Annotated in this window: 23 protein-coding genes and 2 tRNA genes; 8 read left to right on the top strand and 17 right to left on the bottom strand. The window is 69.6% G+C overall.

What is annotated here, in order from left to right:
- Positions 1-8: 8 nt before the first annotated feature.
- Positions 9-1,541 carry a GDSL-type esterase/lipase family protein gene (locus tag SLW52_RS17525; RefSeq protein WP_320740834.1) on the top strand — a complete coding sequence of 511 codons (1,533 nt, stop codon included), beginning with the start codon at positions 9-11 and terminating at the stop codon, positions 1,539-1,541.
- A gap of 179 nt (positions 1,542-1,720) precedes the next feature.
- Here the strand turns inward: SLW52_RS17525 and SLW52_RS17520 are convergent, their stop codons facing one another.
- A complete protein-coding gene (locus tag SLW52_RS17520) occupies positions 1,721-2,068 on the bottom strand; it encodes a helix-turn-helix transcriptional regulator (protein ID WP_017910998.1) in 348 nt (115 codons plus the stop codon).
- Between the two features lie 251 nt (positions 2,069-2,319).
- Here SLW52_RS17520 and SLW52_RS17515 point away from each other — a divergent pair, with 251 nt between their 5' ends.
- A complete protein-coding gene (locus SLW52_RS17515; protein WP_010343993.1) occupies positions 2,320-2,517 on the top strand; it encodes a hypothetical protein in 198 nt (65 codons plus the stop codon).
- Positions 2,518-2,591: 74 nt separating this feature from the next.
- Here SLW52_RS17515 and SLW52_RS17510 read toward each other — a convergent pair.
- Together SLW52_RS17510 and SLW52_RS17505 are read right to left on the bottom strand one after the other, a co-directional pair.
- Positions 2,592-2,676 (bottom strand) — tRNA-Leu (locus SLW52_RS17510).
- A gap of 96 nt (positions 2,677-2,772) precedes the next feature.
- Positions 2,773-3,222 carry a VirK family protein gene (locus SLW52_RS17505; RefSeq protein WP_043092440.1) on the bottom strand — a complete coding sequence of 150 codons (450 nt, stop codon included), beginning with the start codon at positions 3,220-3,222 and terminating at the stop codon, positions 2,773-2,775.
- A 352-nt stretch (positions 3,223-3,574) separates the two neighbouring features.
- On the opposite strand from SLW52_RS17505, the gene SLW52_RS17500 reads away from it, so the two are divergent.
- The 5 genes from SLW52_RS17500 to SLW52_RS17480 all read left to right on the top strand — a co-directional run bounded on the left by SLW52_RS17500 (position 3,575) and on the right by SLW52_RS17480 (position 11,959).
- Positions 3,575-3,659 (top strand) — tRNA-Leu (locus SLW52_RS17500).
- A 138-nt stretch (positions 3,660-3,797) separates the two neighbouring features.
- A complete protein-coding gene (gene rnr, locus SLW52_RS17495; protein ID WP_320740833.1) occupies positions 3,798-6,224 on the top strand; it encodes a ribonuclease R in 2,427 nt (808 codons plus the stop codon).
- 102 nt (positions 6,225-6,326) lie between these two features.
- Positions 6,327-6,794 carry a GFA family protein gene (locus tag SLW52_RS17490; protein WP_320740832.1) on the top strand — a complete coding sequence of 156 codons (468 nt, stop codon included), beginning with the start codon at positions 6,327-6,329 and terminating at the stop codon, positions 6,792-6,794.
- Positions 6,795-7,133: 339 nt separating this feature from the next.
- On the top strand, positions 7,134-7,880 hold the full coding sequence (gene rlmB / locus SLW52_RS17485) for a 23S rRNA (guanosine(2251)-2'-O)-methyltransferase RlmB (RefSeq protein WP_017913459.1): 747 nt from the start codon (positions 7,134-7,136) through the stop codon (positions 7,878-7,880).
- A gap of 1,166 nt (positions 7,881-9,046) precedes the next feature.
- Positions 9,047-11,959: a diguanylate cyclase gene (locus SLW52_RS17480; protein WP_320740894.1), complete on the top strand. Its 2,913-nt coding sequence runs from the start codon at positions 9,047-9,049 to the stop codon at positions 11,957-11,959.
- Positions 11,960-12,030: 71 nt separating this feature from the next.
- Here the strand turns inward: SLW52_RS17480 and SLW52_RS17475 are convergent, their stop codons facing one another.
- The 12 genes from SLW52_RS17475 to pstS (SLW52_RS17420) form a co-directional block, all read right to left on the bottom strand.
- Positions 12,031-12,459: a hypothetical protein gene (locus SLW52_RS17475; RefSeq protein WP_320740831.1), complete on the bottom strand. Its 429-nt coding sequence runs from the start codon at positions 12,457-12,459 to the stop codon at positions 12,031-12,033.
- Between the two features lie 60 nt (positions 12,460-12,519).
- Entirely contained in the window at positions 12,520-12,852 is a 333-nt protein-coding gene (locus SLW52_RS17470) for a low molecular weight protein tyrosine phosphatase family protein (RefSeq protein ID WP_320740830.1), read from the bottom strand.
- A gap of 45 nt (positions 12,853-12,897) precedes the next feature.
- Positions 12,898-13,551 carry a ribonuclease T gene (rnt, locus tag SLW52_RS17465; RefSeq protein WP_017911007.1) on the bottom strand — a complete coding sequence of 218 codons (654 nt, stop codon included), beginning with the start codon at positions 13,549-13,551 and terminating at the stop codon, positions 12,898-12,900.
- A 41-nt stretch (positions 13,552-13,592) separates the two neighbouring features.
- Positions 13,593-14,339 carry a putative DNA-binding domain-containing protein gene (locus SLW52_RS17460; protein WP_267113873.1) on the bottom strand — a complete coding sequence of 249 codons (747 nt, stop codon included), beginning with the start codon at positions 14,337-14,339 and terminating at the stop codon, positions 13,593-13,595.
- Positions 14,336-15,202 (bottom strand): DUF692 domain-containing protein, encoded by an 867-nt coding sequence (locus tag SLW52_RS17455; protein ID WP_267113874.1) that lies wholly within the window; start codon positions 15,200-15,202, stop codon positions 14,336-14,338. Before SLW52_RS17455 ends, SLW52_RS17460 begins: the two co-directional genes overlap by 4 nt.
- Positions 15,189-15,590, bottom strand: coding sequence for a hypothetical protein (locus SLW52_RS17450; RefSeq protein WP_152247534.1), 402 nt, complete (start codon positions 15,588-15,590; stop codon positions 15,189-15,191). The genes SLW52_RS17455 and SLW52_RS17450 overlap by 14 nt, the downstream gene beginning before the upstream one ends.
- Before the next feature lie 180 nt (positions 15,591-15,770).
- A complete protein-coding gene (gene phoU / locus SLW52_RS17445; protein WP_017914020.1) occupies positions 15,771-16,481 on the bottom strand; it encodes a phosphate signaling complex protein PhoU in 711 nt (236 codons plus the stop codon).
- Between the two features lie 130 nt (positions 16,482-16,611).
- Positions 16,612-17,439 carry a phosphate ABC transporter ATP-binding protein PstB gene (pstB, locus tag SLW52_RS17440; protein WP_010343978.1) on the bottom strand — a complete coding sequence of 276 codons (828 nt, stop codon included), beginning with the start codon at positions 17,437-17,439 and terminating at the stop codon, positions 16,612-16,614.
- 19 nt (positions 17,440-17,458) lie between these two features.
- The gene (pstA, locus tag SLW52_RS17435) at positions 17,459-18,325 is read right to left on the bottom strand and encodes a phosphate ABC transporter permease PstA (RefSeq protein WP_017910162.1); all 867 of its coding nucleotides are present in this window, start codon (positions 18,323-18,325) and stop codon (positions 17,459-17,461) included.
- A 1-nt stretch (position 18,326) separates the two neighbouring features.
- Positions 18,327-19,301 (bottom strand): phosphate ABC transporter permease subunit PstC, encoded by a 975-nt coding sequence (gene pstC / locus SLW52_RS17430; protein ID WP_026143658.1) that lies wholly within the window; start codon positions 19,299-19,301, stop codon positions 18,327-18,329.
- Positions 19,302-19,514: 213 nt separating this feature from the next.
- Positions 19,515-20,612, bottom strand: coding sequence for a phosphate ABC transporter substrate-binding protein PstS (gene pstS / locus SLW52_RS17425; protein ID WP_148828066.1), 1,098 nt, complete (start codon positions 20,610-20,612; stop codon positions 19,515-19,517).
- A gap of 284 nt (positions 20,613-20,896) precedes the next feature.
- Positions 20,897-21,910, bottom strand: coding sequence for a phosphate ABC transporter substrate-binding protein PstS (pstS, locus tag SLW52_RS17420; RefSeq protein WP_017910159.1), 1,014 nt, complete (start codon positions 21,908-21,910; stop codon positions 20,897-20,899).
- 258 nt (positions 21,911-22,168) lie between these two features.
- Between pstS (SLW52_RS17420) and SLW52_RS17415 the strand changes: the two genes are divergently transcribed.
- Entirely contained in the window at positions 22,169-23,419 is a 1,251-nt protein-coding gene (locus SLW52_RS17415) for a porin (RefSeq protein WP_320740829.1), read from the top strand.
- A gap of 286 nt (positions 23,420-23,705) precedes the next feature.
- Here the strand turns inward: SLW52_RS17415 and nth are convergent, their stop codons facing one another.
- Entirely contained in the window at positions 23,706-24,395 is a 690-nt protein-coding gene (gene nth, locus SLW52_RS17410) for an endonuclease III (RefSeq protein ID WP_150409158.1), read from the bottom strand.
- Positions 24,392-24,784 carry a hypothetical protein gene (locus tag SLW52_RS17405; protein ID WP_320740828.1) on the bottom strand — a complete coding sequence of 131 codons (393 nt, stop codon included), beginning with the start codon at positions 24,782-24,784 and terminating at the stop codon, positions 24,392-24,394. The genes nth and SLW52_RS17405 overlap by 4 nt, the downstream gene beginning before the upstream one ends.
- Between the last annotated feature and the right edge of the window lie 6 nt (positions 24,785-24,790).

The following is a 24,790-nucleotide window of genomic DNA, read 5'->3' as shown; positions in this document are numbered from 1 at the left end:
CCCCGCACATGCAGCGCTTTCTCCGCGCCTTCGGCGCCCGCTTCGCCGCATCGCTTCCGCGCGCGGCCGTCCTCGTACTGCTATGCCTTGGAGCGCACCCGGACCATGCGCAGGCCGCGCCGCCGCCGGCGGCCTCGCCGGTGCCGGTGACCCCGGCCGATCGCCTGCACGAAACCTGGTGGGCCGAGCGCCACCAACAGGTGTTGGCGCAGGGACGCGCGCACCCGGATGCGCCGCTGCTGCTGATCGGCGATTCGATCACCCAGAACGACGAGAAGGCGCAGGCGCCGGACGAAGACTTCCAGTCGACCTGGCAGACCTTCTACGGCAGCCGCGGCGCGCTCAACCTCGGCTTCAGCGGCGACGCCACCGAACACGTGCTGTGGCGTCTGCAGCACGGCGAGGTCGACGGTCTGCGGCCCAAGGTCGCGCTGCTGCTGATCGGTACCAACAATACCGGCCACCAAGGGCACAGCGCGGCGGACACGGTGCGCGGGATCGATGCGGTGGTCGCCACGCTGGAGCAGCGCCTGCCGCGCACCCGCATCCTGTTGCTCGGCCTGCTGCCCAGCGCACTGTCGGCGCAGAAGAGTGCGCGCGACGCCGAGGTCAACCGCGCGCTGGCGGTGCGTTACGGCGACAATCCGCGTGTGGCCTACCTGGACATCGGCACCGTGTTCCAGCGCGTCGATGGCACGCTGGACCCGAGCCTGTTCTACGATCCGCGGCAGCGTCCCGGCAGTGGCGCGCTGCATCCGGACACGCGTGGGCAGCGGCGCATGGCCGAGGCCATCGAGCCGACCCTGGCGCACCTGCTCGACGAGGCGCCGCGGGTGCCGCTGGACGCGATGACCGACGTCGACACCGCGCGCATCGCGGTGCCCTGGCTGGAGCAGGATTCCTACGACTGGTACGGCCGCCACCATGCCGCGCTGGACGCCGCGCGGCAGTTGCAGCCGCAGGTGGTGATGCTCGGCGACTCGATCACCCATTTCTGGGCGGGCGCGCCGCAGGCGATCCGGGTGAATGGCGCGCAGGCCTGGCAGCGCACCTTCGGCGACGCGCGGGTGCTGAACCTGGGCTTCGGCTGGGACCGCACCCAGAACGTGCTGTGGCGGCTGCGCCAGGGCGAGGTCGACGGTCTGGCGCCGCGCTGGGTGGTGATCAACCTCGGCACCAACAACCTCGTCGGCACCGAGCATGCGCGCACCAACACGCCGCAGGAGACCGCCGACGGCGTGGCGGCGGTGGTCGCCGAGATCCGGCGGCGCCTGCCGCGCAGCCGGATCGTGCTGATGGGCATCTTCCCGCGCGGCTTCGCCGCCGATGCGCCGCAGCGTGCGCCGATCCTGCAGACCAACCGCCTGCTGGCCGCGCGCTTCGCCCACGACCCGCAGGTGCGCTGGCTCGACATCGGCGCGCGCTTCCTGCAGCCGGACGGCACGCTGCCGGCGGCGCTGATGCCCGATGGCACCCATCCCAGCGAAGCGGGCTACGCGATCTGGGGCGAGGCGCTGCGCACGCTCGGCGTCGGCGGCTGAAGAGCGTCTCGAACATCACGCGTGCCGCGCCTCAGCGAGAAGCGTGGTCGTCCTCGTAAGAGCGGCTTCAGCCGCGACGGGCATGCCGGTAGGGTTTGGTCGCGGCTGAAGCCGCTTCTGCGAACGACATCCCGTCGTTACTGGCGATGCCCGAACGCCACACGCGCCGCCAGTGTGACTCAGCCGTTGTCCGGCTTGAGCAATTCCAGCACGGCTTCGCGGCGCCGCACCGAGGCGTTGCGATAGCGCGCGAGCAGGGCGCGCTCCTGCGCGTCCTGCGCCAGCAACGGATAGTCGGCGGGCAGGTCCTGCACACGCTTGCCGGGACCGACGCCGCACACCAGTTCGTCGAGCGAGCGGTTCAGCACGCTGCGCAGCGTCGGCAGCAGGCGGAAGCTCGGCGTTTCGCGGTCGTTCTCCCAGGCCGACACCGAGGACTTGGTGACGTCCAGCGCGAAGCCCAACTGCTCCTGGGTGAGCCCGGCGGCTTTTCTGGCTTCGCGCAAACGCTCGCCGAAGCTATTCATCGCGGTGGGCCTTGGGGGACGGCGGGCCTACCAAGATATGGAGCATCCGCCGGCTTGTCGTACAGTCACGCTTGACTCCAATTGTTCGGAGATTCAATACTCGTGCGGTGCGGAATGCACGGACGCGCGAGGCTGCGCATGCAGGACATGGATGTTGTGGACACAAGGGTGTCGGCGCCGCGGTGCGCCGCCGCCATGCATTGGCCGATCGCGGCACGACGCGGCGCCTGCCGGTACGTGGGGGAGGGCGCATGGCCACCTACGAAGTGAGACTCCGGCGCGTCGCGCAACTGGAGCCGTCCTTGCAGGTGCTGGTGCATGCCGCCAATGCCTACCTGGCCGCGCGTGCGGCCGAACGCCACAACCCGGGCTACCGTGCCTACAAGGTGGCGGTGTGGGTGAAGGGCGTGCGCGTGGACATCGGTCCGTTGCGTCCGCCGCAGCGCTGAGCGCCGCGGCCTGCGCGCAGCCAACAAAAAACCCGCCGAAGCGGGTTTTGAGATCTTGCTCGACCTGTCGGTCGTGGTGCCCAGGAGAGGACTCGAACCTCCACGGTTTTACCCGCTAGTACCTGAAACTAGTGCGTCTACCAATTCCGCCACCTGGGCAACTCAGAACGAGAATTGTGCGCGTGGCAGCAGACGCTGTCAAGCGTTTTGCGACGGCGGCAGTGCAGCGCCGTCGCGGACGCGTCGGTGGCGACCTCAGTAGCCGACGTTGAAGCGCAGGCCCTGGTTGATCGCGCAGCGGTAGCCGAGGGTGCTGCCGGTCTGCTGGTAGCTGGGCAGGGCGAACACGAACATGGTGAAGTCGATGCTGTTGTCCGGATGTACCTGGTAGCGCAGGAACTGCTGGATCGGCTTGCCGTCGCGGCCGACGGTCACGTGCTCGTCGGCGAAGGACAGGGTGCCGTCGGCGGTGACGCGGTAGGCGCCGATGCGCAGGCCGCCGCGGGTCTGGCTGGGCGTGGCGCCGCCGGAGGTGGGCGTGCACTGGCTCAGGTCGATCGCCACGGCGACCGAGGCGCCGCTGTCCAGGGCGCGCTGGATCTCGGTGAGGGAATTGAGCGTGGCGTCGTCGGCGCCGGCGGCGGAGGCGCTGGTGGCGCTGGCGAACAGGGCGGCGGCGAGCAGGGAAGCGGACAGGCTGTGCATGGGGATGCTCCGGAGCGTGGGGGAGGGCGACGGATTGCCGGATGCAAACTAGCGAGGCGCCGATCCGGGTCAACCGACAAAATCGCGAACTCCCGCCGCGGTCACGCCGGATCTTCGAAGCGGGTCCGCTTGTGACAACGCTGTGTCGGAATCGGCATCGCGCATGCGGTTTTCCGCCGAATCCGCGCACCGCCGAAGCGTGCGCGCGCGCACAGCCGCGCGGCGGTTGGCACGTGCGCCGCACCGCTGCGTGCCGCGGTCGGATCGCGTCATCGATGCCGGCAATCGAGAGCGGCGCAAAAATAGGCGTTGACAAGGTCGCGGCGGCACCGCAGAATTCGCGGCCTTCAGCGCCCAGGTGGCGGAATTGGTAGACGCACTAGTTTCAGGTACTAGCGGGTAAAACCGTGGAGGTTCGAGTCCTCTCCTGGGCACCACATGCAAGATCGCGAGAGCGCTGAACTCTCGCACCGACCGGCCCGCTGACGCGGGCTTCGTCGTTTCTGGGGCGCACGTTCGCCGCAGCGCGCCGCCCGGTTCGGGTGACGCCACCTGCATGGGAGTACCATGCGCGGATGACAACTCGCAAAAGCAAGTCCGGCAAGCCCGGCAAATCCGCGTCCGGCGACGCGCCCACCTCCGATACGCCGAAGAAATCGCGTCTGCCCGCCTGGATGCCCAGCTTCCTGCGCCGTGGCCCCAAGCCGCCGCTGCAACCGCTGCACCCTCCGTCGCCACCGCCGGCGGCCGCGCCCGACACTGCCGCGCCGATCCAGGATCCGTATGCCGCGCGCGAGGCCGAGCGCTATGCGCAGCCGATCGCCAGCCGCGAGGCGATCCTGCAACTGCTCGAACGCTGCGACGGTCCGCAGACCCTGGACGAACTGGCCGAACAGCTCGGTCTGACCGAGCCGACCCGCAAGGAAGCGCTGAGCAAGCGCCTGGGTGCGATGCTGCGCGAGGCCCAGGTCGTGCAGAACCGCCGCGGCGGCTACGCGCCGCTGCAGCAGACCAACCTGATCCCCGGCGTGGTGATCGCCAATCCGGACGGATTCGGCTTCCTGCGCCCGGACGAGGGCGGCGACGACCTGTTCCTGCCGCCGTACGAAATGCGCAAGGTGCTGCATGGCGACCGCGCGCTGGCCAACGTCACCGGCATCGACCGCCGCGGCCGCCGCGAAGGCAGCATCGCGCGCGTGCTCGAGCGCGGCCTGACTCGGATGATCGGCCGCTTCAGCCTGGAAGCCGGCATCGCCTTCGTGGTGCCCGACGACAAGCGCATCCAGCGCAACGTGCAGATCCCCGCCGACGCCGTCGGCGAGGCCCGCGACGGGCAACTGGTGGTGTGCGAACTCACCTCCGCGCCGGACGCGCGGCGCCCGCCGATCGGCAAGATCATCGCCGTGCTGGGCGACAAGCTGACCCCGTCGCTGCTGGTGGAAGCGGCGATCCACGGCCACGAGCTGCCCTACGAGTTCCCGCAAGAGGTGCTGGACGAAGCCGCGGCGGTGCCGCTGACGGTGGAGCCGGCGGCGATCAAGGGCCGCGTGGACCTGCGGCAGACGCCGCTGGTGACCATCGACGGCGCCGACGCCAAGGACTTCGACGACGCGGTGTTCTGCGAGTCCAACGCCGACGGGTTCCGCCTGGTGGTGGCGATCGCCGACGTGTCGCACTACGTGCGTCCGGGCACGCCGCTGGACACCGAGGCGGTCAAGCGCGCGACCTCGGTATATTTCCCCGGTTTCGTGGTGCCGATGCTGCCGGAGACGCTGTCCAACGGCATCTGCTCGCTCAACCCCAAGGTCGACCGCATGTGCTTCGTCTGCGACATGCAGATCGACCGCCAGGGCGAGGTGGCCGGTGCGCGCTTCTACGAGGCGGTGATGAACTCGCACGCGCGGCTCACCTACGAACAGGTGTGGCAGGCGGTCGGCGAGAAAGACGAGCAGGTGCGCAAGGACGTGGCGGCGGTGCTGCCGCAGCTGGAGCGGCTGCATCAGCTGTACCAGATCCTGGCCAAGGCGCGCGCGCGCCGCGGCGCGATCGAGTTCGAGACCGCGGAAGTGCGCTTCGTGCTCGACAACACCGGCGAGGTGACCCAGGCCGGCATGCTGGTGCGCAACGACGCGCACAAGCTGATCGAGGAATGCATGATCGCCGCCAACGTGGCCGCGGCGCGCTACCTGCTGGAAACGCACATTCCGGCGCCGTTCCGCGTGCACGAGCGCCCGCCGGAATCCAAGTACGCCGACCTGCTGGAGTTCCTCAAGGAGTTCAAGCTGAGCCTGCCGGCGTGGAGCAAGGTGGTGCCGGGCGACTACACCAAGCTGCTGAAGAAGGTGCGCGAGCGCCCGGACGCGGCGCTGCTGGAATCGGTGCTGCTGCGCAGCCAGAGCATGGCGGTGTACTCGCCCGACAACGCCGGCCACTTCGGCCTGGCGCTGGAGGCGTACGCGCACTTCACCTCGCCGATCCGCCGCTATCCGGACCTGCTGGTGCACCGCGCGATCAAGTACGCGCTGACCCGCGGCGCGCCGGACAAGTACCTGTACGCGCCGCGCGCGATGGCGGCGCTGGCGCTGCAGTGCTCCGAGCGCGAGCGCCGCGCCGACGAGGCCGAGCGCGAGGTCGACGAGCGCTACCGCGCCGCGTGGATGGAGAAGCACGTCGGCGGGCAGTTCGACGGCGTGGTCAGCGGCGTCACCAGCTTCGGCCTGTTCGTCGAACTGGACCAGTCCAAGGTCAACGGCCTGATCCACGTGACCCAGTTGCCGCAGGACTATTACCACTTCGACGCGACCCGCAAGACCCTGACCGGCGAGCGCCGCGGGCGCGAGTTCCGCCTGGGCGACCGCGTGCGCATCCTGGTGCTGAAGGCGAGCATGGAAGAGCGCAAGATCGACTTTCGCCTGGTCGAGGAAGGCTCGTCGGCGCATGACGAGTTGCCGCCGCCGCCACCGCGTGGGCAGCCGGCCAAGCGCAAGAAAAAGAAGTACTGACGGCGCAGCGTCGCGGCGACCGAACGGCGGCCGCCGCGATCGCGCTTCCCGTGCGTCGTGCGGGAGCCACCTGCGCGATGCGGTTCGCAGCGGAGAGCGGATATGGAGCAGGAGTACAGCGGCGGTTGCCAGTGCGGTGCGGTGCGTTTCCGCGTGCGCGGGCGGCTGCACGACGCCTCGATCTGCCATTGCCGGATGTGCCAGAAGGCGTTCGGCGCCTACTACGCGCCGCTGGTCTCCACCCGCGGTGCGGACCTGACCTGGACCCGCGGCGCGCCCAGGCGCTTCGCCTCGTCCAATCTGGTGCAGCGCGGCTTCTGCGCCGACTGCGGCACGCCGCTGACCTACGAAGCGCCGGACGGCATCGCCGTGGCCGCCGGCGCTTTCGACCATCCGGAGGCCGTGCCGCCGACCATCCAGTACGGCATCGAAGCGAAGCTGCCATTCGTCGACGCCCTGCATCGCCTGTCGGCGATCCGCACCGAGGGCGATCTGGTCGCCGCGCCGTTCCTGGCCGATGTCGTCTCGCGCCAGCATCCGGACCACGACACCGAGCGCTGGCCGGCTTGAGCCGTGACTGACAGTGCCGACCTCGCGTGGCGCGTTGTCGGGAGATCGCTGGCGACCTCGGGAATCGGTCGCGCCAGGCAGCTGGCCGGTGTTCCCGACGTCATCGCGTCGGGACTGAAGTCCCTCCCACAAGGCTGCGCCGCGCCTTGTCTGGATGGCGCTGCGTCGTTGGTCTTGCTGTCGCGACACGCAGGCCCCGGGCATCGCAGGAAAGTGCGACGTCACGGCCAAGCCGCTTCTACCAATCTCCAATCCCGAATCCCCAATCCCAGCCCCAGGCATGACGCCAGCGGCCACAACCCCTACCATGCCCGCTTTCCTTACGCGTAGTCCCGCCTCATGAGCAAGCAGAACCAGTGGATCGTCGGCGTCAATGCCGTGGCCTCGTCGATCGAGAACGACGCGGACAACGTGCGCGAGGTGCTGGTGGAAGCGGGCAGCAAGAATCCGCGTCTGCAGGAGATCGAGGAGAACGCGCGGCGCAAGGGCATCGACGTGCGGCGGGTGAACACGCAGGCGCTGGACGGCGTCGGCGGCTCGGTGCGGCACCAGGGCGTGGCCGCGCGTTATGCCGCGGCGCGGACCTGGGCCGAGAGCGAGCTGGAAGGCCTGGTCAGCGCCGCCGAGGGCCGTGCGCTGCTGCTGGTGCTGGACGGTGTGCAGGATCCGCACAACCTCGGCGCCTGCCTGCGCAGTGCCGCCGCGGCCGGGGTGACCGCGGTGGTGATTCCCAAGGACAAATCGGCGCCGGTCAACGCCACCGTGCGCAAGACCTCGGCCGGCGCCGCCGACCGCCTGCCGATCGTGGCGGTGACCAACCTGGCGCGCTGCCTGCGCGAGCTGCAGAAGCAGGGCGTGTGGATCTACGGCCTGGCCGGCGAGGCCGAGACCTCGCTGTACGCGCAGGACCTGCGCGGCAACGTGGCGCTGGTGCTGGGCGGCGAGTCCGACGGCCTGCGCCGGCTGACCCGCGAGCATTGCGATGGCCTGGTGCGGATCCCGATGCCGGGCGAGATCGAGAGCCTCAACGTCTCGGTCGCCGCCGGCGTGACCTTGTTCGAGGCGGTGCGACAGCGCCTGGGCTGAGCGCCCGGTGCATTGATGCCGCGGTTGTGAAGCCGTCGGCGCCTCCTCATGCCTGGAGCAAGCAAAGCCCCTCTCCCCCCGGGAGAGGGGTTGGGGTGAGGGTACGGGGCGAAGCCTTCGCGCATCAGAACGACACCAGGCTTCGCCCGCGCGCTTGTCGCCGCTGCAATCGACGTTTCCCCAGGCTTCGCCCGTACCCTCATCCGTCCCTTCGGGGCACCTTCTCCCGGCGGGAGAAGGGGAGCGCGTGGCGCCTGGAGCCCCTCTCCCCCCGGGAGAGGGGTTGGGGTGAGGGTACGGGGCGAAGCCTTCGCGCATCAGGACGACACCAGGCTTCGCTCGCACGCTTGCCAGCCGCCGCGATCGATGTCTTCCCAGGCTTCGCCCGTACCCTCATCCGCCCCTTCGGGGCACCTTCTCCCGGCGGGAGAAGGGGAGCGCGTGGCGCCTGGAGCCACTCTCCCCCGGGAGAGGGGTTGGGATGAGGGCACGGGGCGAAGCCTTCGCGCATCTGAACGACACCAGGCTGCGCCCGCGCGCTTGTCGCCGCTGCGATCGATGTCTTCCAAGCTTCGCCCGTACCCTCATCCGCCCCTTCGGGGCACCTTCTCCCGGTGGGAGAAGGGAACGCGCTGCGGCTGGAGCCCCTCTCCCCCCGGGAGAGGGGTTGGGGTGAGGGTACGGGGCGAAGCCTTCGCGCATCAGAACGACACCAGGCTGCGCCCGCGCGCTTGTCGCCGCTGCGATCGATGTTTTCCCAGGCTTCGCCCGTCCCCTCATCCGCCCCTGCGGGGCACCTTCTCCCGATGGGAGAAGGGAGCGTGCTGCGATGGAATGTTGTTGCTGCTGCGCTCTGCGAAGGCCGCTCCGGCTTAACCGCCGCGCAATCTTCACGCGTCCTTTTCCCGCAGCCTGTTACCGCCTCCACCCGCAGCGACGCTTTTTTGCCTACCATGGGCGCTCGTCCCGTGTTCCGCTCCGGTAATGAGTCTGTGTCGCCCCCGTCCCCTTGACGCTGGACCCCCGCGCCAGGGTCCTGTCGCGCCCCGCCTGCGTCGGATCGGGTCGGGACAGTGAACGTCGCCAGGGGGAGGGGGGAGACGGCGTTCGCACGCGACTGCGGGCGCGCGTGGCCGGTGCTGCTGTTCTTGCTGCTGGCATTGGGCGTGGCCTGGCGCGCCGTGGCCGCCGATGGTGGCGCAGACGGGGTGCCGCCGCTACGCGACTACGCGATCGATTCCTGGACCTCGCGCAACGGCCTGCCGCACAACTCCCTGCGCGATCTGGCGCAGACCCCGGACGGCCGCCTGTGGTTCGCCACCTGGGAAGGGCTGGTGCGCTACAACGGCCTGGACTTCGCCGTCATCGACCGCAGCACCCGCCCGGGCCTGCCCGACAACGGCGTGGGCTCGCTGTACGTGGACCGCGCCGGCGCGCTGTGGCTGAGCGATTCGCGCGGCAATCTCGGCCGCCACGATGCGGCCGGCAACTGGCGCTTCTGGCGGCAGCCGTCGGGCTGGCCGCATGCGCTGATCCACGCCATGACCCAGGACCGCGACGGCCGCATGTGGCTGCTGTTCGAAGGCAACGGCCTGGGCTGCCTGTGGCCGGACGGTCGCTTCGATTACCAGCCGGCGCCGCGCGACCTGCCGTTGGCGGCGAGCTTCCCGCACATGGCTGCCGACGATCAGGGGCGGATCTGGATCGGCAGTCTCGATGGCCTGCTGTATCGCGACCCGCAGGGCGTGCTGCGGCGCGCGCCGGCCGCGTTCGGCCTGCCGCCGGGGCTGGCCTGGCCGTATCGGGCACCGGACGGCTCGCTGTGGCTGGTGGCCGGCGAAAACCTGTACCGACTGCAGGGCGAGCGGGCGGTGCTGGTGCAGCACCTGCCGGGCTACGGCCATTTCACCTCGATGCTGCGCGACCGCGATGGCGCGATCTGGCTGGGCACCGAGAACCAGGGACTGCTGCGGATCAGTGTGCACGGCATCGAGCGCATGCTGCCGGGCGACGTGCTGCCCAACGGGCGCATCGTCAGCCTGCTGCAGGACGCCGAGGGCAGCATCTGGATCGGCGCCAACGGCGGCTTGTTCCGGCTGCGCGAGACGCTGTTCGCCGGCTACACCCGCCGCGACGGACTCAGCGGCGACTACGTGCGCGCGCTGCTGGAGACGCCGGACGGCGCACTGTGGATCGGCAGCGCCGCCGGGCTGGACCGGATGGCGCCGGATGGCCGCATCGCCCCGGTTGCGCTGCGCGACGCGCCATCGGTCCTGAGCCTGGCGCGCGGCCGCGACGGCGACCTGTGGATGGGCACCTACGCCGACGGCGTGTTCCGCCTGCGCGACGGCCGCGTCGTGCGCCACTACGGAACCAACGAGGGCTTGCCCAGCGGGCAGGTGCGTGCGCTCAGCGTCGATGCCGCTGGGACGGTCTGGATCGGCACGCGCAGCGGGGTGATGCGCATCGACGGCGACCGGCTGTCGGTGCCGGACGTGCCCGGCTTGCCGCGCGGCCTGATCACCGCCCTGGCCAGCGTCGACGGCGCACTGTGGATCGGCTCGGTCGAAGGCGCGGCGGTACTGCGTGACGGCCGGGTGCGGAAGCTGGCGCTGGAACCGCTGGGCGGCGCGCGCACCGTGTTCGGATTCCAGGCGCTGGGCCGCGATGTGTGGATTTCCACCGACCGCGGCCTGCACCGCGACCGCGACGGCCAGCTGGCGCGGGTGGGGCTGGAGCAGGGCATGCCGGTGGACACGGTGTTCCAACTGATCCGCGACCGCCTCGGCAACGTCTGGATCAGCAGCAACCGCGGCGTGCTGCGGACCACCGCGGCGGCGCTGGACGCGGTCGCCGACGGCCGCCAGGCGCGGTTGCAGGTGAGCCGTTACGACGAGATCGACGGCATGTCCAACGCCCAGGGCAATGGCAGCTCCGGGCCGTCGATGATCCTGCGCCACGACGGCACGGTGTGGCTGGTCACCGCCGGCGGCGTCAGCATGGTCGATCCGCGGCGCCTGGCGCGCTTCCGCGATCGCCTGCCGCCGCCGGCGGCGATCGAGAGCGTGTTGCTGGATGGCCAGCCCTTCCCGTGGCAGAACACGTCGCAACTGCCCGGCGCCAAGCGCATCACCGTGTCCTATGTCGGCCTCAGCTACCTGCTGCCTGAGCGCATCCGCTACCGCACCCGGCTCGACGGCCTGGACACCGGTTGGATCGATCGCGGCAACCAGCGCAGCGTGGAGTTCATCGGGCTGCCGCCGGGCGACTACACCCTGCACGTGGCCGCGGCGCATCCGGACGGCGCCTGGAGCACCCGCGAAGCCGTGTGGCGCTTCAGCGTGGCGCCGCTGTGGTGGCAGCGGCACAGCGTCCATGCGGCGGCCGCGGTGGCGATGCTGCTGGCGCTGGTGCTGCTGTACCGCTACCTGATCGCGCGCTACAAGCGTCGCGCCCTGCGCCTGGAGCGGCTGGTGGCGCGGCGCACCAGCGCGCTGCGGCTGCAGACCGAGCGCCTGCTGCAGGCCGATGCCGAAAAGAGCCAGTTGCTGGCGGAACTGCAGCGCCAGGCCACCGCGTTCGAGCGCCTGGCGCACGAGGATGCGCTGACCGCGTTGCCCAACCGGCGTCACTTCGACGAGGTGCTGGTGCACAGCATGCAACGCGCGCAGCGCAGTGGCGCGCCGCTGTGCCTGTTGGTGATGGACATCGACCGCTTCAAGCAGATCAACGACGGCTACTCGCATGCCACCGGCGATGCGGTGCTGCGCGAAGTCGGGCAACTGCTGCTGAGCGCCTGCCGCGCCTCCGACCTGCCGGCGCGCCTGGGTGGCGAAGAGTTCGCGGTGCTGCTCGGCGACACGCCGCTGGCCGACGCCGAGCGCCTGGCCACGCGCCTGCGCGACCTGTTCCATGCACGCCTGCAGTGGGCGCCCGAGGCGCCGGCGCTGCGCGTCACCTTCAGCGCCGGCCTGGTCGCGCTGCGCCCGGACGACACGCCGAGCCAGTGGCTGGAGCGCGCCGATGGCGCGCTGTACCGGGCCAAGGGCATGGGGCGCGATCGGGTGTGCGTGGGCTGAGTGCATGCGTCCGGGCATGTGGATCGAGTGCTGTCGTTCTACCTTGTCGCGTGATCGCAGACGCGAGCGTTTCAGCGTGCGGCGTGTTGGTCCAGCATCTCCAGCGCCATCTCCGCCGCCTCACGGGTGTCTGGACGTTCCGACCGCAACGACAGGGCCAGCCCCGCGCGCAAGGTCGGATCCGCAAAGGCGGCGGCCAACTGCGTAACCCAGTAGCGGCTACCGCCAGGGAGCGTGGGATCTTCCAGCGCCTCCCGGATCGCGGCGACGGTATCGCTGCGGTCGCAGGCATGGAACACGTCCTCGACCAGCGGGTAGACACCCCAGCCATCGCCCTTGCCGAAGGAGCGCAGGAACAGCGGCAGCGCGGCGTGGTCCGGAGCGGCGAGGAATAGGCGTCGCGCCGCGTCATAGGCGTCGATCAGGTCCTGGGTGAGCTGGTCGTCGTCGGGCAGCGGTTGCTGCGCGCGCAGGAAGGTCAGGGCGTCGGTCTTGTTCACTGGAAGGGTGATCGTTCGTGGGGGGCGTCTGCGCGCTGGGTGCGGCGGGCGAGCACAGGATCAGCGCGCAGCCAGGTAGCGCGCTACCTTCGCGGTCAGCAGCTGCACCAGCGCCGGATCCATGTAGCCGTAGTCGTCGGGGATGTCGAGGCAGACGATGCGTGCGCGGCCGAGATGGCGCTTGAACCGGCGCGACAGCTTGTTGCGATGCGCCGGTTCCATGACGAAGACGATGTCCGCCCACTCCAGCAGTTCCGGGGTGATTGGGGTGTCCGCGTCGTGGTCGACGCCGGCCGAGGCGGTGTCCACGCCGGGCCAGGTGGCGAACACCTGTTCCGCGGTGGGGCTGCGCAGCCGGTTGCGGCTGCAGACGAACAGCAGGTGGCGGGTCAAGCGAGCGGCTGGCGGCGCGCGCGTGCCTTGCGATCCATGCCGCGGCTATGGCGCTGCGCCGACCGGCGGGGCCGGCCAGGCGTTGGCGATCTTGCAGAACAGGCGCGCGGTCTGCTCGGTGTCGTAGACCGCGCTGTGCGCGTCGGCGGCGTTCCAGTCGAAGCCGGCGGCCTGCACCGCGCGCGCCAGCACGGTCTGGCCGTAGGCGATGCCGGCCAGGGTGACGGTGTCGAACACGCTGAAGGGGTGGAACGGATTGCGCTTGTGGCCGCAGCGGGCGACCGTGGCGTTGAGGAAGTTGAGATCGAAATGGGCGTTGTGGCCGACCAGGATGGCGCGCTGGCACCCGTACTTCTTCACCGCCGCGCGCACCGGCGCGAACACATGGTCCAGCGCCTCGCGTTCGGGCTTGGCGAAGCGGAACGGATGGTCCAGGACGATGCCGGTGACCTCCAGCGACTTCGGATCGATCAGGGTGCCGGGCGCCGGCACCACGTGCGCGCTGGCGGTGACGCCGGGATAGAGCTGGCCGAAATCGTCCATCTCGATCGGCACCACCGCGATCTCCAGCAGCGCATGCTTGTTCCAGTCGAAACCGCCGGTTTCCACGTCCACCACCACGGGCAGGTAGCCGCGGAAACGCCGCGACATCGGGGTGATGACCAGGGGTTGCGAGGGACTGTCGACCGAATCGTTCATCCGCCAAGGTTAGCAGAGCGCGGCCTCCGGCCGCCGCGGCGTCACTCCGGCAAACGCGTGCCGAGCACGCTGCCCTGCGCGCGCAGCCGTTCCAGCAGGGCCGCGCCCTCGTCCAGCAGGGCGCCAGACGCAAGGCCGTGCGCGGCGGCCAGATCCAGCAGCAGTGCGCGTCCGCTGCGCGTGCCTGGCTGCAGCGCCGCCAGCACGGCGTAGGCCAGCGGCGCCAGTTCGGCGAAGCGCACCTGGCCGTCGGCCTCGCGCCGCGCCAGCAGACAGGTCGGCTGCGCCGGCGCCGTGTCCGGCTGCCAGGCCGGGCCGATGCGCTGCACCGGCCAGCGGTAGCGCAACAGGCGCAGCCACGGCGACAGCAGCGGGATGCCGTCGAGCAGGTCGCCGCGCGGATCGTGCGGCGGCAGCGCCGCATCGTCGATCTGCACCTGCAGTTCCACGGTCTCGTAGTGCGCCAGTTCGGCCAGCCAGGGATGCTGCGGATCGGGTGCGCGCTGCGCCAGGAACGCCACCAGTTCCTCGCCCAGGCGCGGGAACAGTGGCGTGCGAGCGCGGTGTTCGGCGCAGAACGCACGCAGCAGCGCCTCCCAGTCGGCGTCGCCGAGGGTGGCGCGCAGCACCGGGAACTGGCCGCTCAGCAGCTGCGCCAGATTGTCGAAGAACAGGGCGCGGTACACCGCCAGGCGCTGCGGCGGGATGTCGGCCGGCGGCGGGTGTCGCTGCGGATCGCGCAGATGCAGGGTCAGCGCGAACTGCTGCGCGCGCAGCGTCTCGCTCATGCGTCGGGCGACGGCGCATGCGCCTGCGCGGCGCGGATGCACTGCACTTCGTCGAGCAGCTCGCCCAACGGCGGGAACTGGCCGTCGCGCTCGAGCACGGTGGGACGCACGCCGTGCAGGCGGTAGGCGGCGGCAAGCAGGTCCCACACCGGGTCGGCCACCGGCGCGGCGTGGGTGTCGATCTTCAGTCCGCTGGCGGCATCGTCACGATGGCCGGCGACGTGGTACGAGGCGATGCGTGCGCTCGGCAGGGCGGCGAGGAAGGCCAGCGCGTCGTCGCCGTGGTTGCTGGCGTTGACGTGCACGTTGTTGACGTCCAGCAGCAGGTCGCAGTCGGCCTCGGCCAGCACCGCGGTCACGAATGCGGCTTCGCTCATCGCCTGGCCCGGCGCGGCATAGTAGGAGACGTTTTCCACCGCGATGCGGCGGCCCAGCGCGTCCTGCACCTGGGCGATGCGCGCGCCGACGTGGCGCACCGCTTCGTCGGTGAACGGCAGCGGCAGCAGTTCGTAGAGGTGGCCGTCGTCGGCGCTGTAGCTGAGGTGTTCGCTGTACAGCGCGACCCGGTGCCGGTCGAGGAACTGCCGGGTCTGCTGCAGCAGGGTGGTGTCCAGCGCCGCCACGCCGCCCAGCGACAGCGACAGGCCGTGGCAGCTGAGCGGATGCCGCGCGCTCAGCGTCTGCAGCAATTCGCCGGGGCGGCCGCCGACGCCGATCCAGTTGTCCGGCGCGCATTCGAGGAAGTCGAACGCGTCCGCCTGCGCCTGCAGCAGGTCCTGCAGCAGGCCACGGCGCAGCCCGAGGCCGGCGCTGGCCGCGGCCAGCGGCCGGGCGTCGTACGGGGGTGGTTCAGAGGCTGCCACCGCATTTGCCCTCGCCGCACTTGCCTTCGGCCATGGCCTTGTCGTCGTGCTTGGCCTGGGGCGTGGCGGCGCTCCCGGCCGCCGCGGGCTTGGCCGGCGGCGCCGCCGGGGCGTGCGCGCCGCAACTGCCGTCGCCGGCCTTGGCACCGCAGCCGCCTTCGCTGGCCTTGGCCGGGTCGGCGGCCTGCCCGTTGTGCGCCGTCGGCGCGGGCGTCGGCGTTGCCGGCGCGCTCGCCTCGGTGCTTTGCGGCGGGGTGACGGCAGCCTGCGCGCCCAGCGCATAGCCCTGGGCGAGGTCGGTCATCGCCAGCGCGGAGGCGGACAGGCCGATCCCGCCAAGCAGGACCGCACCGGCGAGGGCAGAGGACGGACGGGACGACGTGGACATGCGCAGGCTCCTGGCGATGGACGGGGGCCGGTCGGGGTGGCCGGCAGTGCGCCAAGCCTACCCGCTGCCGCACCGCGCTGCATGCGGCGGTGCGTGGCGACAAAAAAGGCTCCGTTGCGCACGGAGCCTTGGGACGCCAGCGGCGGCGGAACGGCGCATGGCCGGTCCGCACGCCGGGGATCAGATGCCGCTGGTGGAGCTGGTCTCGTCGCGCTTGTCGCGCGGCGGCAGCGGTTCGTCGCCGTGCACCAGGAACCACACGTTCTCGGCGATGTTGGTGGCGTGGTCGCCGATCCGCTCCAGGTTCTTGGCCATGAACAGCAGATGCGTGCACGGGGTGATGTTGCGCGGGTCTTCCATCATGTAGGTCAGCAGCTCGCGGAACAGCGCGGTGTACTGCGCATCGAGCTGCGCGTCGCCCTGGCGCACCAGCAGCGCGGCGTCGGCGTCGTTGTTCTGGTAGGCGGCCAGCGCCGCGCGCACCTGTTCGGCGGCGAGCTTGCCGAGCTGGCGCAGGCCCAGGGTCTGCGGCATCGGCGGCGACATGTTCAGCGCGATCGAGCGCTTGGCGACGTTGGCGGCGTAGTCGCCGATGCGTTCGACGTCGGCGGGAATGCGCAGGCCGGCCAGGATCTCGCGCAGGTCGCGCGCCATCGGTCCGCGCAGCGCCAGGCGCATGACGTCGTGGCTGATGGAGTGCTCGAGCGCGTCGATCGCTTCGTCGTTGACGACGATGCGCAGCGCGGCGTTGTCGTCGCGGCGTTCGACCACGTCCAGCGCCGCTTCCAACTGCGCCACCGCGGTTTCGCCCATGCGCACGATCTCGGCGGCGAGGCGATGCTGTTCTTCGTCGTAGCTCTTCACGATGTGCTCGTTGGGCTGAGTGTTCATGTCGTAGGTCCAATAGGTGCGTTGGTGTCGCCGCGGCCATGCCTGGCGGTGCGGTGCTGGCGTCGCCGGGCGCCCGCCCGTGGGGCGGCGGGCGCGGCCGCTGCGTCGAGGCAGCGGCGGCCGCAGCGGCTCAGCCGAAACGGCCGGTGATGTAGTCTTCGGTCTGCTGCTTGTTCGGCTGCGAGAAGATGATTTCGGTGCGGTCGTGCTCGATCAGGTCGCCCAGGTACATGAAGGCGGTGTAGTCGGACACGCGCGCGGCCTGTTGCATGTTGTGGGTGACGATGACGATGGTGTAGTCGTTCTTCAGCTCTTCCACCAGCTGCTCGATGCGGCTGGTCGAGATCGGGTCCAGCGCCGAGGTCGGCTCGTCGAGCAGCAGCACGTCCGGACGCAACGCCACCGCGCGGGCGATGCACAGACGCTGCTGCTGGCCGCCGGACAGGCCCAGCGCGCTCTGCCCGAGCTTGTCCTTGACCTCGTCCCACAGCGCGCCCTGGCGCAGCGCCTGCTCGACGCGGTCGGCCATGTCGGCCTTGGACAGCTTCTCGTGGTGGCGGATGCCGTAGGCGACGTTCTCGAAGATGGTCATCGGGAACGGCACCGGCTTCTGGAACACCATGCCGACCTTGCTGCGCAGGCGGTTCATCGGGTACTTCGGCGAGAGGATGTTCTCGCCGTCCAGCAGCACCTCGCCGCGCGCTTCCAGCTTCGGGTACAGCGCGTAGATGCGGTTGAAGATGCGCAGCAGGGTGGACTTGCCGCAGCCGGAGGGGCCGATCAGTGCGGTGACGCGCTTCTCCGGCACTTCCAGGTTGATGCCCTTCAGCGCATGGTACTTGTCGTAGTAGAAGTCCAGGCCGCGCGCGGCGATCTTGACCGGCGACGGCGCCAGCGCGGTGTGCCCGTTGGGCATGGCGATGCGGTGCATCGGGGCGGCGTTGTGGTGATCGTTCATGGCCGGGTCCATAGGGGAATCAATCGTTGGAGATCTTGTTGCGCACCAGCAGGGCGCGCGCGCCGAGGCTGACCAGCAGGACGAAGACGGTGAGCACCAGCGCGCCGGACCAGGCCAGTTGCTGCCAGGTCGGGTAGGGGCTGCCGGCGAAGTTGTTCATCACCACCGGCACGCTGGCCATCGGCTTGAGGATGTTGTTGTTCCAGTACAGGTTGCCGAAGGAGGTGAACAGCAGCGGCGCGGTCTCGCCGCTGATGCGCGCCAGCGCCAGCATCACGCCGGTGACGATGCCGGCCGAGGCGCTGCGGTACAGCACCTGGATGGTCACCTTCCATTGCGGGATGCCCAGCGACAGCGCGGCCTCGCGCATCTGCGCCGGCACCAGCCGCAGCATCTCGTCGGTGGTGCGGACCACCACCGGCAGCACGATGAAGGCTAGCGACAGCGCGCCGGCCAGCGCCGAGAAATTGCCGCCGGTCTGCATCACGTACAGGGTGTAGACGAACAGGCCGAGCACGATCGACGGCGCCGACAGCAGGATGTCGTTGACGAAGCGCACCACCTGGCCGGTCTTGCGCGCGTTGCCGTACTCGGCCAGCCAGGTGCCGGCGGCCACGCCCAGCGGCGTGCCGATCAGCAGCGCCAGGCCGCACATCACCGCGCTGCCGAAGAACGCGTTGGCCAGGCCGCCGTCCTCGCCGGGCGGCGGGGTCATGCGCGTGAACAGGTCCAGGTTGATGCCGGAGATGCCCTTGGCCAGCAGGGTCCACAGGATCCAGGCCAGGAACACCAGCCCGAACAGCGCGGTCAGGCAGGACAGGGTGAGCGCCACGAAGTTGACCACGCGGCGGCGGTTGTACAGGCGGTGTGCGATGTCGGCGGCCATCTCAGTTGCCCTCCTTGCGCGACAGTTGCGCCAGCATCAGGCGGGCGATCGCCAGCACGACGAAGGTCACCAGGAACAGGACGAAGCCCAGCAGCAGCAGTGCCGAGCGGTAATCGCCGGTGGCCTCGCCGAAGTCGTTGGCGATCAGCGCGGCGATGGTGGTGCCCGGCTCCAGCAGCGAGGGCGACAGGCGCACCGTGTTGCCGACCACGAAGGCCACCGCCATGGTCTCGCCGAGCGCGCGGCCCAGGCCCAGGAAGATGCCGCCGATCACCGCCGAGCGGGTGTAGGGCAGCACGATGTCCCAGCTCACCTCCCAGCGCGTGGAGCCGAGCGCGTAGGCCGACTCCTTGAGCCGGGTCGGCACGGTCAGGAACACTTCGCGCATCACCGAAGAGATGAAGGGAATCACCATGATCGCCAGCACGAAGCCGGCGGTGAGCAGGCCGATGCCGATCGGGGGTCCCTGGAAGATCGGGCCGATCACCGGCAACGTGCCGAGGTGGTCGTTGAGCCAGGGCGTGACGTACTCGGACATGATCGGGATCAGCACGAACAGACCCCACATGCCGTAGATGATCGACGGGATGCCGGCCAGCAGTTCGATCGCGGTCCCGACCGGGCCGCGCAGCCAGCGTGGCGCCACTTCGGTCAGGAAGAAGGCGATGCCGAAGCTCACCGGCACCGCGATCAGCATCGCGATCAAGGCGGTCACCAGGGTGCCGTAGATCGGCGCCAGTGCGCCGTACTTGTTCTCGACCGGGTTCCACTCGCTGGAGTAGAAGAAGCTCATGCCCTGCAGCTGCAGGGCATGACGGCCGCCCCACAGCATCGACAGCGCAGCGCTGCCGAGGGCCACGAGTACCAAAACGACGGTGGCGGTGAGGATCCAGCGGAACAATCGGTCGGCGCGGGCGTCACGCAGGTCGCGTCCGCGTGGCGCCGACATCGCTTCGGGAAGGACAGTGCTGTTCATGGGCTCGGTCGTCGCCGGAGCACGCGCCTGCGCGCTCCGATCGTGGCCGCGGCGGGGATGACCGCGCGCGGTGGGTGGTTGCATCGCTCCCGCACAGGCGGGAACCCGAAAGTCCGGATCACAAGTTGCCGAGACGGCGACCGGCGGCGCCTGGACTGCACCGCCGGTCGCCGGTTGCCGCCGCGCTGCGCGCAGTGCGCACCGCGGTGGCGCTTACTTGAATTCCTTGCTCCAGTAGGACTCGATCTGCTGCACCAGTTCCGGCGGCAGCGGCACGTAGTGCAGGGCGTCGGCCTGCGGCTGGCCCTTCTCGAAGGCCCACTTGAAGAAGTCCAGGGTCGCCTTGCTGCGCGCCGGGTCCTTGGCCTGCTTGTGCATCAGCATGAAGTTGGTGGCGGTGATCGGCCACGCCTGCGCGCCCGAGGCGTTGGTGATGACCAGGTTGAAGTCCTTGGCGTTGGCCCAGTCGGCCGACGCGGCGGCCGCGGCGAAGCTCTCGGCATTGGGCTGCACCCAGTTGCCGGCGGCGTTCTGCATCGACGCGTACGGCATCTTGTTCTGCAGCGCGTAGGCCAGTTCGACGTAGCCGATCGAGCCCTTGATCTGCTGCACGTACGAGGCCACGCCTTCGTTGCCCTTGCCGCCGACGCCGCCCGGCCACTGCACCGAGGTGCCTTCGCCGACCTTGCCCTTCCACTCCGGGCTGACCTTGGACAGGTAGTTGGTGAAGTTGAAGCTGGTGCCCGAACCGTCGGAGCGGTGCACCAGGTTGATCTTGGTGTCGGGCAGGGTCACGCCCGGGTTCAGCGCGGTCAGCGCCGGGTCGTTCCACTTGCTGATCTTGCCCAGGAAGATGTCCGCCAGCACCGGGCCGGTCAGCCGCAGCTTGCCCGCGTCCATGCCGTCCAGGTTGACCACCGGCACCACCCCCCCAATCGCCGAGGGGAACTGGCCGAGACCGGCAGCGGCCAGCTCGGCGCTGTCCAGCGGCTTGTCGGAAGAGCCGAAATCGACCGTGCCGGCCTTGATCTGGGCGATGCCGCCGCCGGAACCGATCGACTGGTAGTTGATCTTGTTGCCGGTGGCCGCGTTGTAGTCGGCCGACCACTTGGAGATCAGCGGGTAGATGAAGGAAGCACCGGCGCCGGAAATCTCCGCCGCGGTCTTGGCGCCGGCGGCCGGCGCGGCAGCGGGCGTCCCGCCTGCCGCATCGGCGGCACCCTGCTTGTCGCCGTTGCCGGGCTGGCAGGCGGTGACGGCGAAGGCCAGGGCGAGGGACAGGACGGCAATGCGCGCCGGCTGCAGTTTCATGGGGGTCACTCCGTAGCGAAGAGCGCCGGGACATCCGGCGGATGCTCGCTATGAAATGATATTTTTGTTACAGCGAGATGACTTGCGGACTGGTTGGCGGACGCCATCACCGGATGCGGCGCTCGCGCCGCCTTCCGGAACCGTGGCAGGGCAGGGCGGCGTGCCCCCGCTGGGCCTGCGCACGGCTCCGCCAGCGGGGACAAAAAAAGACGCGGACCCTGCGGTCCGCGCCTTCGGGACATCGCCGTGCCGGCGCGCGAGCGCCGGACGGGCGAGGCGCCGGCTTACTTCATGTTCTGCGCCCAGTAGGCTTCGATCTGCTTGACCAGCGGCTCCGGCAGCGGCACGTAGTCCAGCGCCTTGGCCTGCGGCTGGCCCTGCTCGAACGACCACTTGAAGAAGTCCAGCGCGGCCTTCGACGACGCCGGCTTCTTGGCCTTCTTGTACATGATGGCCCAGGTGGTGGCGGTGATCGGCCACGCGTCCTGGCCCGGTGCGTTGGTCATGATCAGGTTGAAGTCCTTGGCCGACTTCCAGTCCGCGGTGGCGGCGGCAGCGGAGAAGGTCTTGTCGTCCGGCATCACGAAACGGCCGGCGGCGTTCTTCATGCCGGCGTAGCTGAGCTTGTTCTGCAGCGCGTAGGCGTACTCGACGTAGCCGATGCCGCCGCGGATCTGCTTGACGTAGGCGGCCACGCCTTCGTTGCCCTTGCCGCCGATGCCGGCCGGCCACTGCACGGCGGTGCCTTCACCGACCTTGCTCTTCCACTCCGGGCTAACCTTGGACAGGTAGTTGGTGAAATTGAAGCTGGTGCCCGAACCGTCGGAGCGGTGCACGATGGTGATCTTCAGGTCGGGCAGGGTCAGGCCCGGGTTCAGCGCGGCGATCGCCGGGTCGTTCCACTTGGTGATCTTGCCGAGGAAGATGTTGGCCAGCACGGTGCCGTCGAGCTTCATCGCACCCGGGGCCACGCCCGCCACGTTGAACACCGGCACGATGCCGCCGATCACGACCGGGAACTGGCCCAGGCCGAACTTTTCCAGATCCGCGCCGCTCAGCGGCTTGTCGGAGGCGCCGAAATCGACCGTGGCCGCCTGGATCTGCGCGATGCCGCCGCCGGAACCGATCGACTGGTAGTTGACGCGGTTGCCGCTTTTCTCAGCATAGGCAGCCGACCACTTCGACAGCACCGGGTAGACGAAGCTGGAGCCTGCGCCAGTGACATCGGTGGCTTGCGCCGCGAGCGAAAACGTAGCGACCGCGGCGGCTGCCAGCAGTCGGAGCTTGAGGGAACGCATCGGGAGAACTCCTGAAATAGGTGGAATGCCGGCACCCCGGCCGGCATCGGCTGCATTCCAAGACTTTTTCATGAACGTCTGAAGAAAATCAGATGTCAGTCCGGTGACAGCCTTCCCGGACGGGGTTGCCTTCGTTTCGAAACGAAGCTGACTCAAAACCGTCATGTCTTTGACGGAATCTTTACAAATGGTCGGGCCATCGCACTGGGGCCGCACCGCACCCATACCACCCTGCCACCACCCATCGGAGAGATTCTAATGCGTTCCCATCTTCTCGCCACGGCGATCCTCGCCAGCCTCGGCCTCGCGTCGGCGCCGCAGGCGTTCGCGGCGAAGGCCAAGGCCAGCAGCAACCCGCCCGCCGTCAGCGCTGCCCAGCTGCAGCAGCTGCAGGCCCAGATCGAAGCGCTGCAGACCCAGGTCCAGCAGCTGCAGGCGCAGTCGGAAGCCCTGCAGGCGCAGTCCGACGCGCAGTCGGAAGTGAATGTCGTGCAGGCCCAGGCGACCGAAACGGCGCAGGCCAGCGCCGCCAAGGTCGACAAGCTCGCCAAGCTGGTCAACGACAACAAGATCGGCGGCCGCATGTTCTTCGACCTGACCAACATCGACCGCACCAGCGGCGGCGCCAAGACCGCCGCCAGCGGCACCGGTCTGGACGTCAAGCGCTTCTACCTGACCGTCGACCACAGCTTCAACGAGATCTGGTCGGCCAACCTGACCACCGACTTCCAGTACAGCTCGGTGCTGTCCAACACTCAGCTGTTCGTCAAGAAGGCCTACGTGCAGGGCAAGTTCGACGACGCCTTCGCCCTGCGCATCGGTGCCGCCGACATGCCGTGGGTGCCGTTCGTCGAGAAGTTCTACGGCTACCGCTACGTCGAGAACACCCTGACCGACCGCCTGAAGTACGCCAACTCCTCCGACTGGGGCCTGCACGCCTTCGGCGACCTGGGCTCGCAGGTCAACTACGCGATGTCGGTGGTCAACGGCGCCGGCTACAAGAACCCGACCCGCGGCAAGGGCATGGACGTGGAAGGCCGCGTCGCCTACATGCCGATGCAGAACCTGGCCATCGCCGTCGGCGCCTACTCGGGCAAGCTGGGCAAGGAAACCGACATCCTCGACGCGCAGCACGACTACACCCGCGCCGATGCGATGGTCGCCTACGCCGATTCCAACTTCCGTCTGGGCGGCGAGTACTTCCAGGCCAAGAACCTCAACAACGTGCTGACCCCGGCCACCGACAAGTCCAGCGGCTGGTCGGTGTGGGGCAGCGTGGCGCTGACCGACGGCGGCATCAACGCCTTCGCCCGCTACGACAAGACCGACCTGAGCAAGACCATCGACCCGACCCTGGCCGACAAGTACTGGAACGTCGGCGTCGAGTTCCCGGTGCTGAAGAACCTGAAGCTGGCCACCGTGTACAAGTACACGCACCAGGACAACGCCAGCAAGAAGACCGACGTGGAAACCAAGGAATTCGGCGTCTGGGGTGACCTGTCGTTCTGATTCGCGGAGATTCCCGCACGTGGGACGAAAGGCGGCGCATTGCGCCGCCTTTCTTTTTTACGGCGCGATCGCCGCGGCGCGCGATGGGGCGCGGGCCGGGGCGCCTTTCACGGTTCGCGTCGACGACCGTGGACGATAGTCGCTGCTACAGCGGCCAGGTGGCCTCTCGTGGAGAACTGTAGGAGCGGTTTCAACCGCGACGGGCGCAGCGGCGGACGACATGCGCCGCGCAAGTTGCCGAAGCCGACATCCTGGTGGTGTACCAGCCTGCGTTGCGACAGGCCGCTCAACCCGGCGTCTTGTCCTTGTACCGGCACAGGTCGCGGATCGCGCACTGCGGACAGTCGGGCTTGCGCGCCTTGCACACGTAGCGGCCGTGCAGGATCAGCCAGTGGTGCGCGTCGTGCAGGAACTGCGGCGGCACCCGCTTGAGCAGCGAATCTTCGACTGCGCGCACGTCCTTGCCCGGGGCCAGCCCGGTGCGGTTGGCGACGCGGAAGATGTGCGTGTCCACCGCCATGGTCGGTTCGCCGAAGGCGGTGTTGAGCACCACGTTGGCGGTCTTGCGGCCGACCCCGGGCAGCGCTTCCAGCGCGGCGCGCGAGCGGGGCACCTCGCCGCCGTGCTGCTCGACCAGGATGCGGCAGGTGGCGATGACGTTCTTGGCCTTGGCGTTGAACAGGCCGATGGTGGAGATGTAGCGCTTCAGGCCGTCCTCGCCCAGCGCCAGGATCGCGGCCGGCGTGTTCGCCACCGGATACAGGCGCCGCGTGGCCTTGTTGACGCCGACGTCGGTGGCCTGCGCCGAGAGGATCACCGCGATCAGCAGTTCGAACGGGCTGTCGTATTCCAGCTCGGTGGTCGGGCTGGGGTTGAGTTCGGACAGGCGCGAGAACAGCTCGTGGATCTCGTCCTTGCTCAGCAGGCGTCCGCGCCGTGCAGGCGTGCTTGCGCCCGTGCTCGCGGTCGCGCTCATTGGCCGCCTCGCTGCGCGGCCTTGGCCTTGGCGCGGGCCAGGATCGCCGCGGCGGCCGCCGGCAGGGCCGGCGCGCTCGGTGTGGCCGTGGTCGACGTCGAGGCGATCGGTGTCGCTGCCGCACGTCGCGCCTGGCGCGCATTGGCACGGCGTTCCAAGCGCGCGCTGCGCGCCCGGTAGCGCGCACGCGCGTCCCACGCATCGCGCAGGCGCTGCTGCGCGGCCAGCACCTGCGCGCGCAACTGCGGATGCGCCGGGTCCAGGCGATCGTCCTCCGGATCGGTGCCGCGGTAGTCCATCAGGCCGCCGTCGATCGCGGCATCCAGATCGTCGTCCAGGATCCAGCGCAGCAACTGCAGCGGCGTGGCGGGAGCGGGGGCGTGCGACATCGTGTG

Origin of the sequence: Xanthomonas sp. LF02-5 (assembly GCF_034105325.1) — a bacterium.
GTDB lineage: Bacteria > Pseudomonadota > Gammaproteobacteria > Xanthomonadales > Xanthomonadaceae > Xanthomonas_A > Xanthomonas_A sontii.
This window is presented reverse-complemented; position numbering and strand designations above follow the sequence as displayed.

Excerpts from the sequence above, each read along its gene's own strand:
- pstB (WP_010343978.1), bottom strand. The coding sequence starts at position 17,439 with ATGAACGATCACCACAACGCCGCCCCGATGCACCGCATCGCCATGCCC.
- pstS (WP_017910159.1), bottom strand. The coding sequence starts at position 21,910 with ATGCGTTCCCTCAAGCTCCGACTGCTGGCAGCCGCCGCGGTCGCTACG.
- SLW52_RS17505 (WP_043092440.1), bottom strand. The coding sequence starts at position 3,222 with ATGCACAGCCTGTCCGCTTCCCTGCTCGCCGCCGCCCTGTTCGCCAGC.
- SLW52_RS17515 (WP_010343993.1), top strand. The coding sequence starts at position 2,320 with ATGGCCACCTACGAAGTGAGACTCCGGCGCGTCGCGCAACTGGAGCCG.
- nth (WP_150409158.1), bottom strand. The coding sequence starts at position 24,395 with ATGAGCGCGACCGCGAGCACGGGCGCAAGCACGCCTGCACGGCGCGGA.
- SLW52_RS17415 (WP_320740829.1), top strand. The coding sequence starts at position 22,169 with ATGCGTTCCCATCTTCTCGCCACGGCGATCCTCGCCAGCCTCGGCCTC.
- rnt (WP_017911007.1), bottom strand. The coding sequence starts at position 13,551 with ATGAACGATTCGGTCGACAGTCCCTCGCAACCCCTGGTCATCACCCCG.
- pstS (WP_148828066.1), bottom strand. The coding sequence starts at position 20,612 with ATGAAACTGCAGCCGGCGCGCATTGCCGTCCTGTCCCTCGCCCTGGCC.
- SLW52_RS17460 (WP_267113873.1), bottom strand. The coding sequence starts at position 14,339 with ATGAGCGAGACGCTGCGCGCGCAGCAGTTCGCGCTGACCCTGCATCTG.
- rnr (WP_320740833.1), top strand. The coding sequence starts at position 3,798 with ATGACAACTCGCAAAAGCAAGTCCGGCAAGCCCGGCAAATCCGCGTCC.
- pstA (WP_017910162.1), bottom strand. The coding sequence starts at position 18,325 with ATGGCCGCCGACATCGCACACCGCCTGTACAACCGCCGCCGCGTGGTC.
- rlmB (WP_017913459.1), top strand. The coding sequence starts at position 7,134 with ATGAGCAAGCAGAACCAGTGGATCGTCGGCGTCAATGCCGTGGCCTCG.
- SLW52_RS17405 (WP_320740828.1), bottom strand. The coding sequence starts at position 24,784 with ATGTCGCACGCCCCCGCTCCCGCCACGCCGCTGCAGTTGCTGCGCTGG.
- SLW52_RS17450 (WP_152247534.1), bottom strand. The coding sequence starts at position 15,590 with ATGTCCACGTCGTCCCGTCCGTCCTCTGCCCTCGCCGGTGCGGTCCTG.
- SLW52_RS17490 (WP_320740832.1), top strand. The coding sequence starts at position 6,327 with ATGGAGCAGGAGTACAGCGGCGGTTGCCAGTGCGGTGCGGTGCGTTTC.
- SLW52_RS17520 (WP_017910998.1), bottom strand. The coding sequence starts at position 2,068 with ATGAATAGCTTCGGCGAGCGTTTGCGCGAAGCCAGAAAAGCCGCCGGG.
- pstC (WP_026143658.1), bottom strand. The coding sequence starts at position 19,301 with ATGAACAGCACTGTCCTTCCCGAAGCGATGTCGGCGCCACGCGGACGC.
- phoU (WP_017914020.1), bottom strand. The coding sequence starts at position 16,481 with ATGAACACTCAGCCCAACGAGCACATCGTGAAGAGCTACGACGAAGAA.
- SLW52_RS17525 (WP_320740834.1), top strand. The coding sequence starts at position 9 with ATGCAGCGCTTTCTCCGCGCCTTCGGCGCCCGCTTCGCCGCATCGCTT.